Source organism: Candidatus Accumulibacter sp. ACC012 (assembly GCF_907163155.1).
Taxonomy (GTDB): Bacteria; Pseudomonadota; Gammaproteobacteria; order Burkholderiales; family Rhodocyclaceae; genus Accumulibacter; species Accumulibacter delftensis.
This window is the reverse complement of record NZ_CAJQUC010000014.1, coordinates 77881-92536: the sequence shown is the minus strand read 5'-3', so window position 1 is coordinate 92536 and position 14656 is coordinate 77881. Positions and strand designations below refer to the sequence as shown.

Below are 14656 nucleotides of genomic sequence, written 5' to 3'. Positions count from 1 at the left end.
TTCAGTTCCTCAGAGAGAATAAGTGGGCAGGATGGCGAGCTGCTGCTCGAGGAAATTGCTGGTGCTGGTCATCCCGGAGATCAAGGTGTCGAGGGCCGTGAATTGCTTGCGATAGCGCGCTTCGATCCCCTCCAGGCGGTCCACAATCACGTCCGACTGCTTGCCGAGGCTGGCGATCGAGGTCGTGATTCCGGCGCGGCGCGCGGCGATCAGGCCGTTGCTGCCGACCAGTCCCTCGGCGGCGTCCTTGAACGCGCTGCCGAAGGCGGCTACCAGGTTGGCGACTGCCGAGAGATCCTTGCTGATCGCGGCGCTCAGCTTGGTGGAATCGACGCTCAGGGTGCCGTTTTTCTGCAGGCTGACGCCGACGTCCGAGAGGCGCTGGAAGCTGCTGCCGGCAACTGCCGCCGGGATGTTGCCAAGGACGCTGCGAAAGCTGTTCTGCGCCGTGCGCAGGGTACTGTCGCCGTTCAGTGCGCCGGCTGTCTTGGTTGCCGCATTGTAGGTGCCGAGACTGCTGGCGGTGCTGCTGAAGTCGTTGAAGGCCTTGACCAGCGCGTTGACGCCGGTAGTCAGGCTGGAGTGGTCCTTGCTGATGGTCAGCGTCGTGCTCAGCGCCGTCGCCGGTGATTCCGGGCCCTTGAGCAGGTTCAGGGTGATGCCGTCGATGGCCGTGCTGACCTGATTGCTGACCCCTTCGACGGCAATGCCGTTGAGCTTGAACGCCGAGCCCTGCGCCGCCTGCGACTGCACGAAGGTGTCGCTTGGCGCCGGTGCCGCGTCGGGATCGTAGGCCAGGCCGGCGATTCCCGAGAGCTTGATGAACTGGTTGCTGCCGGCGTCGTTGCTGGTCAGCAGCAGTTGCTTGCCGGCGGTGCCGTTGATCACCAGGGCAGAAACGCCGGCGTTGGCGCCGTTGATCGCATCGCGGATGGTCTCCGGCGTGGCGCCGTCGGCGATGCTGATGTCGGTGCTCTTGTGCGGGCTGCTGCCGCCGAGGCTGTCGAGCGACAGGGTCAGCGTGCCGCCGAGCGGCAGCGTATCGCCGGTGCCGGAGAAGGGCGTCACGGCACCGGTGCCACTGGCGACGCTGTGCTGCCTGGCCAGCTGGTTGACTTCCAGGCTGTAGCTGCCGGCGACTGCGCTCGATGAAGTGCTCGCCGCAGCGACTGAATAGTCGCTGAGCGTCGTTGCGAAAACGGTGAATTTCTGCGTCGCCGTCGTGCCGGTCGCCGGGACCAGGGTTCCCGCAGCGGTCTGCAGCGCCGAAATCGTTCCCTGCAGCGAACCGAGCGCCGAAATCTTGGCCTGGTAGCTTGCTTCCTTCTGCGACAAAGCGGTCAGCGGCCGTTGTTCCAGCGACATCAACTGGCTGATGATGCTGTTTACATCAAGATTCGAGCCCAGGCCCGGTGAGGAAAGCGCCATGATCTTCTCCTGCCGCCGCTACCGGCATGCTTGCTTGCATGGGGCACGAGCGCGCGTTGTTCAGGCCGTCTGCGTGACGAACAGGCCTTTGATGCTGTCCAGCGTCTTGGCGATGGCCATCATTTCTTCCGACGGCATCTGGCGGATCACTTCCTTGGTCGAGCGGTCGATGATCTTGACCACCAGTTGCCCGCTGTCGTCGTCCACGCTGAACTCGATATTGCTGTTGGTCGGTTTGACGAACTCGCGAACGCTCTGGATGGCGGTCTCGAGCTTCTCGCTGTCGGGTGGCGCCTGCACCGGCGCCTGCGCCTGCAGGTGCGCTTGTACCTGCTGCAGGGCCTGCGCCTGATTGGCCGGCGCCGCCGCGTTGTTGCCGCTGGCCGTGGCCCTTGCTTCCCGGGCGGCCGCGCTGATCGCCTGGTGGCCCTGTGGCGCTGGCGAAGAAGCTGAAGAGACTGTGGGTGGGATGTTCATCTCACACTCCTTGGTGAAGAGACGCCGGGGCGCGACCGCGTGACCGCGAGCGCGCCCCGATGTTACCGCTATTTAAAACCTTTCGCTTAGCCGCGCAACAGCGAGAGCACGTTCTGTGGCAGCGAGTTGGCCTGCGCGAGCATCGCCGTGCCCGCCTGCTGCAGGATTTGCGAACGCGTCAGGTTGGCCGTTTCCGCCGCGAAGTCGGCATCGACGATGCGGCTCCGTGAGGCCGAGAGGTTCTCCGACGTCGTTTGCAGGCTCGAAACTACCGAAGCGAAACGGTTCTGATACGAACCGAGCGAAACGCGAGCGTTGCTCACCGTGGCCAGGGCGCCGTCGATGGCTGACAGGGCGTTGGTGGCGGAGTTGGCGGTGAGGACACTCACTTTGGCGATGCTGGAAACCGTCGATGACACCGTAGCGTTCGTGACGCCGCCTCCGGCAGCAAAACCAGCATAGTCAGCGTGCGCGCCGCCCCAGACAATTCCGTCGGTGCTGGTGCTGTTCAAGGTCACGGTGCCGTGATTGGCTTCGGCTGTCGCAGTTTGGAGGTCACCCGCTTTTGTTCCGACATTGGCGTCTGCGAGACCCGTTTGTGCGAGAAAGTCGTCTCTGTCACTGTCCGCGGTAGCATCGTCGACTGCTGTGCCGTTCAGGCCAATACTGATATCGCGTCCGTCGGCGGCGGTCAATGTCAGCTTGCCGTCGGTTGCGTTAGCGGAAGCGGTAACCCCGGTTTGTGTTGCGATGGCGTTGATGGCGGCGGCGATGTTGGCACCTTGGCCAGCACCAGTCGTGCCGTCGGCAATCGCGCCGACTTTGATGCCATTGATGCTGAAGGTGTTCGCGGCAATTGCGCCAGCGTCTGTATCATCTATTGCTGCTCCTTCGACCTTGTTGGGATCGGCTGTGGCGGTCACACCCGAGTTGGACGAGATGCCGTTGATCGCCGCAGCGATCGAGAAGGCGCTGGCAGCGCTCTGGCCAGGGCCGCTACCGAGGGAAGAGGCACCGACCTGGAAGCCGTTCAGCGTCAGGTCGCCAGCGGAGAGTGCGTCGGAAGTTGCCGTGCCTTGCTTGGTAGCCGCAAAACTGGTGCCGGTGCCGCCGAGGGCCGAGGTGCGCTGCGCTGCCGATCGAGGTGATGGTCAGGCGGTCGTTGGTCGTACCGTTGGCGCCGATCTGGAAGTTCTGGGCGACGAAGGAGCCATCGAGGAGTTTGGTGCCGTTGAAGGAGGAATTCTGTGCGACGCGGTCGATTTCGGCGGCCAGCGACTGGACTTCGAGGTTGAGTGCCTCGCGGTCGGATGCGGAGTTGGTGGCGTTGCCGGCCTGGACGGCGAGTTCGCGCATCCGCTGCAGGTTGTTGCCGATCTGATCGAGGTCGCCTTCAGCCGTTTGCGCCAGCGAGATGCCGTCGTTGGCATTGCGTGTCGCCTGGTTGATACCGCGGATCTGGGCGTTCATGCGGTCGGAGATGGCCAAGCCGGCGGCGTCGTCCTTGGCGCTGTTGATGCGCAGGCCGGACGAGAGGCGTTGCAGGGAAGTCGCCAGTGAGGTCTGCGACATGTTGAGGCTACGCTGTGAGTTGAGCGAGGCGACGTTGGTATTGATGACTTGGGGCATTTTGCTTCTCCTATCACTGTCAATTTGACTTCAGACTTCAGTTGCCGGTGACTGCCTGGCGAGGCTTCTGCCGGTCGATCCTGTGTGGCGATTTGTTCGCTGACAACTTTACTTACGACGGCCTGCCGGAAAACTTTAGTAATTTTCTTTGTGCGCGCCGTGTAAGACTTTTAGCGGCATCCGGGCGGCGAAGTTGAGGGCCGGGAGGCAAGAAATGACCGCCTGCGACAGCTTGGCAGTAAGCCCCGGCGGCCTCGTTCAGCCACCGCTCTGCTCCCCTCCACCCTTGCGGGGGAGGGGTTGGGGGAGAGGGGGGCTTTCCTGGTCACGCCTGTTTCGGGAGTGGCGATTGCCACTGGCCCCCTCTCCCCAACCCCTCTCCCGCGAGTGGCGAGGGGCGAGGGGCTATTGGCGCACTGCTTGCTCTTCCGCCGGGCGCGCGAACTGAGTTTTCCGTGTCCGGCGCAGGCGGTTATAATTGACGTCGGCGTAGTGGTGGTGGTCGGGTCTCGCGGAATGTCGCCGGCAAAGGTTTTCTGCAAAGGCTGCCGGGCGCTGTCCTGTGCGCTCCGGGCGAGCGACAATCGCCCGCGCCGATTTTGATAAGGCCGGCAGCTTGCCGGTTTTTTTGTCCCTTTGCCCGTGTTCGTGGATTGATGATGCGCATCCTGCTCTGCAATGATGATGGTTACTTCGCACCCGGGATCGAGCACCTGGCACGGGTGCTGTCGGACATCGCGGAGATCACCGTTGTCGCTCCCGAACGCGATCGTAGCGGGGCGAGCAATTCGCTGACCCTGGATCGGCCCCTGTCGCTGAAGCGTGCCGCCAATGGTTTTTACTACGTCAACGGGACGCCGACCGACTGCGTGCATCTGGCGGTCACCGGCATGTTCGACGAATTGCCGGACATGGTGCTTTCGGGCATCAATATTGGCGCCAACATGGGCGACGACACGATCTACTCGGGGACCGTCGCCGCGGCTACCGAGGGCTTTCTGCTCGGCGTTCCCGCGCTGGCGATTTCGCTGTGCAGCAAGGCGGGGGAGCATTACGCGACCGCCGCAAGGGTGGCGCTCGATTTGGTGGTCATGCTGCAGAAACAGGCGCTGCGTGAGCCGGTGCTGCTCAACGTCAATGTTCCCGATGTGCCCTACGAGGAATTGCGCGAGACCGTTGTTACCCGTCTTGGCAAACGCCACAAGGCGGAGCCGGTGGTGCGCGCGCTGTCGCCACGGCACGAGACCGTTTACTGGGTCGGTGCTGCGGGCGAGGCGCAGGATGCCGGCGAGGGGACCGATTTCCATGCCGTGCAGAACAAGCAGGTTTCGCTGACTCCGCTGCAGGTCGATCTGACCCACAACGCCCAGCTGGCGCTGCTGCGTGGCTGGTTGGCAGCATGAATCGCGTCGTTTCCGGAACGGGCATGACTTCGCAGCGCACGCGGGCGCGGATGATCGAGCGCTTGCGCGAGCAGGGAATCGACGATGAAGAAGTGCTGGCGGCGATCGCCGCCGTACCGCGCCATGTCTTTGTTGAAGAGGCGCTGGCCTCGCGCGCTTACGAGGATACCGCGCTGCCGCTGGGTTTTGCGCAAACGATCTCGCAGCCTTATGTGGTGGCACGGATGATCGAGGCGCTCTGTGCGGGTGGTCGCCCGCTGGGCAAGACGCTGGAGATCGGCGCCGGCTGCGGTTATCAGGCGGCGGTGCTGGCGCAGTTGACGGACGAGGTTTTTGCCATCGAGCGCATCGCGCCCTTGCTGGCCAAGGCCCGGCTCAACCTGCGCGCGATCAAGCAGCTCAAGATTCGCCTGAAGCACGCTGACGGTCGCCTGGGCCTGCCTGAAGCCGCGCCTTTTGACAGCATCATCGTCGCCGCGGCGGCGGCGCGTGTGCCCGCGGCATTGGTGCAGCAACTCGCGCCCGGCGGGCGGATCATCCTGCCGCTGGGGGTGGCGACGCAGCAGTTGATGTTGATCGAAAAGCAGGGCGAGGCGCTTGTCGAAACCCGTCTCGATGCCGTGCGTTTCGTTCCGCTATTGACGGGAATCGAATGAAGGATAAGGGCTTTTTCTCTGCTCGTGGGTCCGTACCGGGATGCCCGGGGTGTCTGGCCTTGCTGGCCGTGCTGCTGCTCGCCGGCTGTGCCAGCCAGCCGCCGTCGGCGGTCAGCGATGGCGCTGCTGTCGCTTCCGGCAAGGACGTCTATGTCGTCAAGAGGGGCGATACCTTGCACTCCATCGCCGCCGCGCTGGGCGTGGATTTCCGCAGCCTGGTGATCTGGAACAATATTGACAATCCGAATCACATTGTTGTCGGGCAGGGGCTGCGTACGCAGTCGCCGGGATCTTCGTCGGTCGAGCAGCAAAGCCAGAGCGGCAGCGGCGACACCCTGAAACGTGAGCCGCAGGTGGGCAAGGAAAGCTACTCTGAGCAGACCCTGGCACGGGCTCTTGCACAGGTGCAGCGGAAGACGCCGGCAGCCACCTCGAAAGCTGCGCCTGCGCCTGCGGCAGACGCCAAGGCGGAGGCTGCTGCGGACAGTGCCAACAGCAACTGGATCTGGCCGGCCAGCGGCAAGGTGGTCGGTACCTTCAGCGAAGGCGGCGCCAAGGGCATCGATATCGCCGGCGCGGCGGGTGACCCGGTGCTGGCCGTCAGCGACGGCAAGGTGGTGTATAGCGGCACTGGCTTGCGTGGCTACGGCAAACTGGTGATTGTCAAGCACAGCAGCACTTACCTGACGGCCTACGCGCATAACCAGAAGATTTTGGTAAAGGAAGACCAGAGCGTCGTCAAGGGGCAGAAGATCGCTGAAATGGGCAATACCGATGCCGACCAGGTGAAGTTGCACTTCGAGGTCCGCAAGCAGGGCCGGCCGGTCGATCCACTGAAGCATTTACCGGCGCGCTGATCGCCAATGTCCGGACGCTTCGATTCCGATGCCGACTCTGATCGTGAGGGTCGCCTGGAGAGTTATCTCGACGAACCGGAGTTTTTAGGCGCTGAGCCGCTCCCGCTCGTCGAGCCGGAGTCCGAAGAGGCTTTGCAGTCGCCCGAAGCCGAACTGCTCAACGACGTCACCCAGCACTACCTGAACGACATCGGCGCCAAGCCGCTGTTTTCGCCGGCCGAGGAAGCGGCCTGGGCACGACGCGCCCGCGCCGGAGATTTTCTGGCGCGGCAGAAGATGATCGAGCACAACCTGCGCCTGGTGGTGAACATCGCCAAGCACTATCTCAACCGTGGTATGCCCCTGCTCGACCTGATCGAAGAGGGGAATCTCGGGCTGATCCATGCGATAGAAAAATTCGAGCCCGATCGTGGCTTTCGTTTCTCGACCTATGCCACCTGGTGGATCCGGCAAGGCATCGCTCGGGCGATCATGAATCAATCGCGGACGATCCGCCTGCCGGTGCACGTGGTCAAGGAAATCAACATCGTGCTGCGCGCTGTTCGCCACCTGGAAGCGGCGAACGGGCGGGATATCGGCGTCGACCAGATCGCGCATCTGATTGACCGCCCAGTCGAGGACGTGCGCCGCGTGTTGGCCCTCAACGAGCGCATCGCTTCGCTTGATGCGCCGCTACAGGTCGACCCCAGCCGCACCATCGGCGAGGTGATCGCCGATGACAGCCTGATGGATCCCGACGAACTGTTGCAGTGCAGCGAGGTGGGTGACCTGCTCGGTACCTGGGTGGGGCAACTCGCCGAGAAACAGCAGCAGGTGCTGCAACGCCGCTACGGACTTGACGGTGGCGAGACATCCACCCTCGAAGAAATCGCCCGCGACCTGAACCTGACTCGCGAACGCGTTCGCCAGATTCAGATCGAAGCGCTCGATCAGCTACGGCGCATCATTCGACGCGGCGGCGTGACGCGCGACAACCTGCTCTAGCGCGTCGCTGCCAGCCGGTTGTGGCGCACATCGCGCACGACTTCTGCCAGCTGGAAAACCGACATCGCGTAGAAGCTCGAGCGGTTGTAGCGGGTAATCACGTAGAAGTTGTCGAAGCCGAGCCAGTATTGTGTTGGCCGGCCCGGCGTTTCCAGATCGATCAGCGCTGCCGCTCGCTGGGCGTCGGCGTCGGCTGGGCGGGCCATGAAGACGCCGCGCGCGCTCAGTTCCTGGACCGTCAGCGCAGGCTTGATTCCGGCTGCGATCAGCGCTGCGGGGTCGCCGTCGACGCGTGCCGGCACGGCCACCGGAGCGCCTTTCTGCCAACCATACTGCTGCAGGTAGCGAGCCACGCTGCCGATGGCGTCGGCGGTGCTGTGGCGCAGGTCAATACGACCGTCGCCATCGAAGTCCACCGCGTAGTTGCGCTGGCTGCTGGGCATGAACTGCGGGATGCCCATGGCGCCGGCGTAGGAACCCTGGATGGCGAGCGGGTCGTCGCCGTTTTCGCGGCTCAGGAGCAAGAAGTTTTCGAGCTCGCTGCGAAAGAATTCGGCTCGCGGCGGGTAATCGAAAGCCAGTGAGGCGAGGGCTTCAAGGACGCTGAAACTGCCGGTGTTTTGTCCGTACGAAGTCTCGACGCCGATGATGGCGACGATGATTTCGGCGGGAACTCCGTAGATTGCTTCGGCCCGCTGCAGGAGGGCGCCGTTCTCTTCCCAGAAGCGCAGGCCACCCGCTTCGCGCGGGCCGTTGACGAAGCGTTGCCGGTAGCTTTGCCACGAGCGCTGTTTGCTCGGGCGGGCCGGCGGGCGGATCAGGCGCAACACCGTGGCGTTCGAGTGAATGCTGGCGAACTGGCTGGTCAATGCGCTGATGTCGAAGCCGTGCTGCTTGTGCATGTCGACGATGAAGGCCTGCACCTCTGCTTGTTCGCTGAAGGCGGCGGACTGCTGGGCGTGGCCGGAAAGTGGCAGCAGAGTGGTGAGCAGAGCAGCGAGCAGGCGGCAGCGCAGGCCGGTGAGTGTTATTTTCAAGAGTGTTTTCTCCTTCGCGGTGGCAGGCGGCGTACGCACTGTTGCAGGCGTCGCAGCAGCTGGCTGTTGCCGGCGCTGCGACCGTAGCGCAGCTCGGCATAATAGCCCGCTGCTTCGCTGGTGAGGGCGGCAAGATCCGGTCTTTCGCGGTCCACCCGGCGCGCGAAATCGAGCGGCCCTTCCCATTCGGCGCGCAGTATTCCGCGCCCCTTGAGCGCTGCGCAGTACTTTTGCCAGGCGCGTTGCACCGGGTCCGCGGCGAGTCGTCGCGGCAGCGTCCACAGGATGACGAGCAACAGGGCGAGGCCACAGAGTATGGCCAGCGAGGCGCTCATGCCGCGCCAGTCGGGGTCACGCCAGCCGAGGCGCGAGAGCACTTCGCGCTGGCGTTGCGGATTGTAACCGAGTACCCACTGATTCCACGTGTTGTTGGCCGCTTCCCAGCGGTTGCGCAACTGGCGCAGCCAGTCGCTGTCGAGGCGGACGATCATCGGCAAGGGCTCGCCTGCCGGCAAGGCGGCGTCGATTCCCTGTTCGATGCGCGAGGGGGCTACGGCGGCGGTCGGATCGAAGCGCACCCAGCCTTGTCCGGCCAGCCAGATTTCGGCCCAGGCGTGGGCATCGGACTGGCGCACGACGACATAGCCGTCGACCGGATTGAGCTCGCCGCCCTGGTAACCAGCGACCACCCGCGCCGGAACGCCGGCTGCGCGCATCAGGAAGACGAAGGCCGACGCGTAGTGCTCGCAGAAGCCGCGGCGGCTGTCAAAGAGGAACTCGTCCATGGCGTTCGCGCCGAGCAGCGATGGACGCAGGGTGTAGTAGAAGTCCTCGTTGCGAAACATTGCCAGTGCCGCTGCGGCGATTTCTTCGGGCGGGCGCGAGGCCCATTCGCTGGCCAGTGCGCGGCTGCGCGGATTGATTTCCTTCGGTAAAGCCAGCGCTTGCTGCAGGATCGCTGGTGCTTCGATCACATTGGCGCGGTAGTCGATTGACGAGGCAAAGGAAAACTGCGTGCGTACGCGTAGCGGCTCGCGAGCCAGGGCTTCGAGCGTCGGCGCCAGCGCGCTGTCGGGCGGCAGGCGGGTGGCGATGTCCAGGGCCAGCAACCAGCGCCGGTTGTGGGCTTCGAGGATGCTGCTGTAGGCCAGCGGCGCGCCGATTCCTGTGACCACCGGCAACTGCTGCGCCGCCTTGGCCGGCAGGGCGCGTGCGCGCCAGGTATGGCCGTCGTACTCGTCGAATACCGGACCGCGCCAGTAGAGGTCGGATTTCTCCGGCGGCTCACCGGCGAAACGGCTGCGCAAGGCGATGGCGCCGGAGAGGGTCAGGCGGCTGATGGTGCCGGGTGACATCTCTTCGGAGAGGCCGCTGAGTCCGGAGTAGGCGTCCTGCGGCAAGCCCCACAGCGGGCCCGCAACGCGAGGGAAGAGGAGGTAGAGAATGAGCATGAAAGGCAGCGCCTGCGCCAGCAGCAGGGCGGCATGGCGGAGGATGGTGGCGACCGGCTGGGCACCGCCGTGCAGCCGGATCAAGGCTGCGGTGAGCAGGGCGATGGCGGCCAGCAGCCAGGCGCCGGTGGGGATGCTCTGCGAGTACAGGTAATGGGTGAGCAGCAGAAAATAGCCGAGCAGGACGACCACCAGCGCGTCGCGCCGGCTGCTCATCTCCATGGGTTTCAAGGCCATGAAAACGACCAGCAGCGCGACCCCCGCATCCTTGCCGAGGAGGGTGCCGAATTGCCAGGCAATGGCTGCGATGCTGCCGATGACCAGTGGCGCCAGCGCCCAGCGCGGTGGCAGCGGGCGCCGCTGCTGCCATAGCCAGGCGCGCCACAGCAGCGTGCCGCCGACGAGCAGCGACAGCCACCAGGGCAGGTGCGCGGCGTGCGGTCCGGCAGTCGCCAGGGCAACGGCGAGCAGCCACGGTATGGCGCCGTGTTCGAGCGTCAGCATGGGCAGCGACCCCGGCCTGGCGCTAACGGTCATGAGTGGTCCAGGCACTGCTGATCATGAAAGTGATGACCGTTCCCCTCTCACTTGCAGTGCGCATTCCGGCTTGCACGCCGGAATCGTTCGCCGGGCAGGGAGTATGCTCCCTGAATTCCCCGCCTCACCCCGACCCTTCTCCGGCAAGGGGCGAAGGGAGGTTCGTGAGTCGCGTGCGCGACTTTCACATTAAGCTTGCCGAGTGCTTTCAGCTTGATCACCACTTTCACCATGCAGCGCCAGGGCTTGCAGGCAGCTCGCCCGGTGTGCCTCGCCTTGCCCGACGGCGAGCTGTTTTCCGGGCAGCTTGAGTCCGTAGCGTGCCTGCGCTTCGTCGGCGCTCAATACCCAGCCGGTCAGTATCGACAGCCGCTCTTCGGGGCCGTCCTCGCTCGCCGTCAGCGACCAGGCTAGCCACAGTTCCTCGGCGGCGCCACCGGCGAACTGCTTGACCAGGTGCGGTTGTTCGTCCGACCGCCGGGCGACCGCTTTCCAGGCGATGTGCCGGGTCGGGTCGCTGAGCTGGCGCGGCCGCAAGCCGGCAAAATCTTCCTGGCCGTTGTCGCCGTGCAGATGATCGGCGTGCATGGTCGGCGACGGCGCGGGCAGCGCTGTTCGTATGGGCCGTGGATAAACGATGCACGACCAGCGCGGGTGGAGGTAGCTCCAGGCGCGGAAGAGCCCCAGCGGATAGCGCGTGGCGAGTGTTACCCGACCCGGGTCGAGGCGGCCTCGCCGCTGCGTGGCAAAGGGGACAGCGACCGAAGCGCGCCCTTCTGCGGGCAGGTCGACACTGCTCGTCGCTTGTCCGGCAAAGGAAAAGTCGAGAGCGCGACGCGTTTGCCGACGGGTATTTTCGAGCTGTAGCGGGAAGTGCGCCAGATCCCCGGCGAAAACTGCGGGCACTCGCCCGGGCGTCAGGCGCAGGCCGAAGAGGTTGTGGAAGGTGTGCACCATGGCCACGATACCCAGTCCGGCGAGCAGGAAAATCAGCGCGTGGCCGAGACTGAGGTTGTAGTTGATGGCCCCGATCAGCATGACCATCAGAACGACGGCATAGAGGATGCCGGCCCGCGTCGGCACGATGAAGATGCGGCGCTGGCTGAGGACGATCGGTAACTGCTCGTCAGGAGCCAGGCGAAACAGCCAGCGCTGGAAGGAGGCCAGCGCCGGCATCAGAGAACCGGGATGGCGCGGATCAGGGCGGCGATGTCTTCCGCGCCGGCATGGCTGCCGCTGAGCAGTTGCAGCCGGTGGCGCGCAACGGCCGGCAGGACGGCCTGCACATCTTCGGGCAGGACCATCTCGCGGCCGGCGGTAAACGCCCAGGCGCGCGCCGCTGCCAGCAGTGACAAGGCGGCGCGGGGACTCAGGCCATGCACCAGGCGGGCGTCTTCACGGCTCGCTTCGACCACGCGCTGCAGATAGTCGAGAACGGCGGCCGAGGCATGCACCGCTGCCACCTGCTGTTGCAGTGCCGCAAAATCGCTCGCGCTCAGGCGCGCGCTAAGCGTTGGCAGTTGCTCGCGGCGGCCGCCGCTTTCGAGCAGCGCGCGTTCGGCGGCGTGATCCGGGTAGCCGAGTTCGATGCGCAGCAGGAAGCGATCGAGCTGCGATTCGGGCAAGGGGAAGGTGCCGATCTGGTTCGAGGGATTCTGCGTGGCAATGACGAAAAACGGTTGCGGCAGGGGGCGTGTCTCGCCCTCGGTGGTCACCTGTCCCTCTTCCATGGCTTCGAGCAGTGCGCTCTGCGTTTTTGGCGTCGCGCGGTTGATCTCGTCAGCAAGCACGACCTGCGAGAACACGGGGCCGGGCAGAAAGCGGAAATCCCCGCGGTCGCGGTCGAAGACCGAAACCCCGAGAATGTCGGCCGGCAGCATGTCGCTGGTGAACTGGACGCGCGAAAACTGGAAACCGAGCAGGCGAGCCAGGGTATGCGCCAGCGTTGTCTTGCCGACGCCGGGGAGGTCTTCGATCAGCAGATGACCTTTGGCCAGCAGGCAGCACAGGGCCAGGCGGGTCTGCCGGCTCTTGCCAAGAATCACCTGGTCGGCGGCGGCAAGGATTTCGTCAAGCGGAGATTGTCGGGTGATTGGTCGCATGGCTTGTCGTAGTGGCGCAATTGCGACGATAATAAACCATCATCAGATAACTTGATTTCCCGCAGATCCCGATGTCCATGGCGACCTCCGATTGCGGCAGAGAGGCAATAGTGACCAGTACCGCATTCATCACCCATCGAGACTGCCAGTTACACGACATGGGCTCGTATCATCCGGAATGCCCGGATCGCCTGACCGCGATCAGTGATCACATGATTGCGCAGGGTGTTGATTCGTATTTTGCCTATCACGATGCCCCGCTGGCGAGCTTTCAGCATCTGCGGCGGGTGCACCCGGCGGCGCATCTGGAACGTGTCAAGCGTGCCTCGCCAGAGCTGGGTATCGTGCACCTCGATCCGGATACGGCAATGAACCCGCATACCTGGAAAGCGGCGCTGCGCGCGGCTGGGGCAGGGGTGCTGGCGGTCGACCTGGTGATGGCCGGTGAGGTGCAGAACGCTTTCTGTGCGGTGCGCCCGCCCGGTCACCATGCCGAACGCGCGTCGGCGATGGGCTTCTGTTTCTTCAACAACATCGCCGTCGCTGCGGCGCATGCCCTGGAAGAGCACAAGCTGTCGCGGGTGGCGGTTGTCGATTTCGATGTGCACCATGGCAATGGCACCGAGGACATCTTCAAGGGCGATCAACGCGTGCTGATGGTCAGCACCTTCCAGCATCCCTTCTACCCCTACAGCGGCACCGAGAAACCGGCTTCGAACATGCTCAACGTGCCGCTCAGCCGTGATACCGACGGCGAAGAGTTTCGGCAGGTGGTCAGTGAGTTGTGGATGCCGCGTCTGCGCGAGTTTCAGCCGGAGATGATCTTCATCTCGGCCGGTTTCGATGCGCACTACGAAGACGAGATGGGCGGCTTGCGGCTGCTCGAGAAAGATTACGCCTGGGTCACCGGCCAATTGACCGAGCTCGCCGAAGAGTGCGCGCAAAAGCGCATCGTGTCGATGCTCGAAGGCGGTTACGCACTCTCCGCGCTGGCGCGCAGCGTCGTCGCCCACTTGCGGGTGTTGGCTGATTTCTGAGGCTGTTTTTTTTCCGTGAACGGTGTTTTTCCGTCAACGGTGTTTTCTCCTGCGCCCCGGTGCTTGGCCATTTTCATGGCCAAGGCGCGTGCCTTCAGTTAAAATTGGAGGCTTGATTTTCCACGGCCGAACCCTTTCGGCTCTTGCTCGGGCGCCCACCCATGACCATGATTACAGGATCGATCGTCGCGATCGTCACCCCGATGCACGCCGATGGCAGCCTCGACCTGCCGGCTCTGCGCCGTCTTGTCGACTTTCACGTGCAGGAGGGGACTGACGCCATCGTCATTGTCGGCACGACCGGCGAATCGCCGACGGTAAATGTCGACGAACACTGCGAACTGATACGGGTTACCGTCAAGCAGGCTGCTGGCCGCGTCCCGGTGATCGCCGGGACCGGCGCCAATTCCACCGCTGAAGCCATCGCGCTGACCCGTTTCGCCCACCAGGCAGGTGCCGACGCCGCGCTGTCGGTGGTGCCGTACTACAACAAGCCGACCCAGGAAGGCCTCTATCGCCATTTCCGGGCCATTGCCGAAGCCGTCGAGATCCCGGTGATTCTCTACAATGTGCCGGGGCGGACAGTTGCCGATCTGGGCAATGACACCGCGCTGCGACTGGCCGAGATCGAGAATATCGTCGGCATCAAGGACGCTACCGGCAACATCGAACGCGGTACCGACCTGATCGCCCGTGCCCCCGCAGGCTTTGCCGTCTATAGCGGCGACGATGCCAGTGCCTGTGCCTTGATCCTGATGGGTGCCCAGGGGGACATCTCGGTGGTGGCCAATGTGGCGCCACGTTTGATGCATGAAATGTGTACCGCGGCGCTGGCTGGAAACGCGATCGTCGCGCGCGCGCTGCACGCGCGCCTGCTCGGCCTGCACCAGCAGTTGTTCTGTGAGGCGAATCCGATTCCGGTCAAGTGGGCGTGCCAGGAGTTGGGCCTGATCGAGGCTGGACTACGGCTGCCGCTGACGCCACTATCGCCCGCTTGTCACGAGCGGGTTCGCCTTGCCATGCGCCAGGCTGGCGTACTCGCCTAGATCGGAGTTGCC

The 14656-nt window shown here is 64.2% G+C and carries 14 protein-coding genes; 6 read left to right on the top strand and 8 right to left on the bottom strand.

The genetic code is table 11. The features are described from left to right. Nucleotides 1-9: 9 nt before the first annotated feature. The 4 genes from fliD to QZ648_RS25025 form a co-directional block, all read right to left on the bottom strand. Nucleotides 10-1428 carry a flagellar filament capping protein FliD gene (gene fliD / locus QZ648_RS14590; RefSeq protein WP_291997479.1) on the bottom strand — a complete coding sequence of 473 codons (1419 nt, stop codon included), beginning with the start codon at nucleotides 1426-1428 and terminating at the stop codon, nucleotides 10-12. A 60-nt stretch (nucleotides 1429-1488) separates the two neighbouring features. Continuing rightward, nucleotides 1489-1905 (bottom strand): flagellar protein FlaG, encoded by a 417-nt coding sequence (locus QZ648_RS14585; RefSeq protein WP_291997478.1) that lies wholly within the window; start codon nucleotides 1903-1905, stop codon nucleotides 1489-1491. Nucleotides 1906-1991: 86 nt separating this feature from the next. Continuing rightward, a complete protein-coding gene (locus QZ648_RS25030; protein WP_366144153.1) occupies nucleotides 1992-2828 on the bottom strand; it encodes a flagellin in 837 nt (278 codons plus the stop codon). Nucleotides 2829-2901: 73 nt separating this feature from the next. Further along, on the bottom strand, nucleotides 2902-3534 hold the full coding sequence (locus QZ648_RS25025) for a hypothetical protein (RefSeq protein WP_366144152.1): 633 nt from the start codon (nucleotides 3532-3534) through the stop codon (nucleotides 2902-2904). 659 nt (nucleotides 3535-4193) lie between these two features. On the opposite strand from QZ648_RS25025, the gene surE reads away from it, so the two are divergent. The 4 genes from surE (at nucleotide 4194) to rpoS (ending at nucleotide 7434) form a co-directional block, all read left to right on the top strand. Continuing rightward, entirely contained in the window at nucleotides 4194-4937 is a 744-nt protein-coding gene (gene surE / locus QZ648_RS14575) for a 5'/3'-nucleotidase SurE (protein ID WP_169066363.1), read from the top strand. Continuing rightward, nucleotides 4934-5593, top strand: coding sequence for a protein-L-isoaspartate(D-aspartate) O-methyltransferase (locus QZ648_RS14570; protein ID WP_291997477.1), 660 nt, complete (start codon nucleotides 4934-4936; stop codon nucleotides 5591-5593). The genes surE and QZ648_RS14570 overlap by 4 nt, the downstream gene beginning before the upstream one ends. Nucleotides 5594-5661: 68 nt before the next feature. Next, complete coding sequence (locus tag QZ648_RS14565) at nucleotides 5662-6450, top strand: peptidoglycan DD-metalloendopeptidase family protein (protein WP_366144159.1); 789 nt, start codon at nucleotides 5662-5664, stop codon at nucleotides 6448-6450. 6 nt (nucleotides 6451-6456) lie between these two features. After that, on the top strand, nucleotides 6457-7434 hold the full coding sequence (rpoS, locus tag QZ648_RS14560) for an RNA polymerase sigma factor RpoS (RefSeq protein ID WP_291997475.1): 978 nt from the start codon (nucleotides 6457-6459) through the stop codon (nucleotides 7432-7434). On the opposite strand, the gene mltB is transcribed toward rpoS, so the two are convergent. The 4 genes from mltB to QZ648_RS14540 form a co-directional block, all read right to left on the bottom strand. Continuing rightward, on the bottom strand, nucleotides 7431-8471 hold the full coding sequence (gene mltB / locus QZ648_RS14555) for a lytic murein transglycosylase B (RefSeq protein ID WP_291997474.1): 1041 nt from the start codon (nucleotides 8469-8471) through the stop codon (nucleotides 7431-7433). The two genes, rpoS and mltB, sit on opposite strands and share 4 nt — an antisense overlap. Next, nucleotides 8468-10459 carry a DUF3488 and transglutaminase-like domain-containing protein gene (locus QZ648_RS14550; protein WP_291997473.1) on the bottom strand — a complete coding sequence of 664 codons (1992 nt, stop codon included), beginning with the start codon at nucleotides 10457-10459 and terminating at the stop codon, nucleotides 8468-8470. The genes mltB and QZ648_RS14550 overlap by 4 nt, the downstream gene beginning before the upstream one ends. 189 nt (nucleotides 10460-10648) lie before the next feature. Then, entirely contained in the window at nucleotides 10649-11635 is a 987-nt protein-coding gene (locus QZ648_RS14545; protein ID WP_291997472.1) for a DUF58 domain-containing protein, read from the bottom strand. Continuing rightward, nucleotides 11635-12561 (bottom strand): AAA family ATPase, encoded by a 927-nt coding sequence (locus QZ648_RS14540; RefSeq protein WP_169066369.1) that lies wholly within the window; start codon nucleotides 12559-12561, stop codon nucleotides 11635-11637. Before QZ648_RS14540 ends, QZ648_RS14545 begins: the two co-directional genes overlap by 1 nt. Before the next feature lie 110 nt (nucleotides 12562-12671). On the opposite strand from QZ648_RS14540, the gene QZ648_RS14535 reads away from it, so the two are divergent. Together QZ648_RS14535 and dapA are read left to right on the top strand one after the other, a co-directional pair. Further along, entirely contained in the window at nucleotides 12672-13598 is a 927-nt protein-coding gene (locus QZ648_RS14535) for a histone deacetylase family protein (protein ID WP_291997471.1), read from the top strand. A 167-nt stretch (nucleotides 13599-13765) separates the two neighbouring features. Continuing rightward, on the top strand, nucleotides 13766-14644 hold the full coding sequence (gene dapA / locus QZ648_RS14530) for a 4-hydroxy-tetrahydrodipicolinate synthase (RefSeq protein ID WP_169066396.1): 879 nt from the start codon (nucleotides 13766-13768) through the stop codon (nucleotides 14642-14644). The last annotated feature ends 12 nt before the right edge of the window (nucleotides 14645-14656 follow it).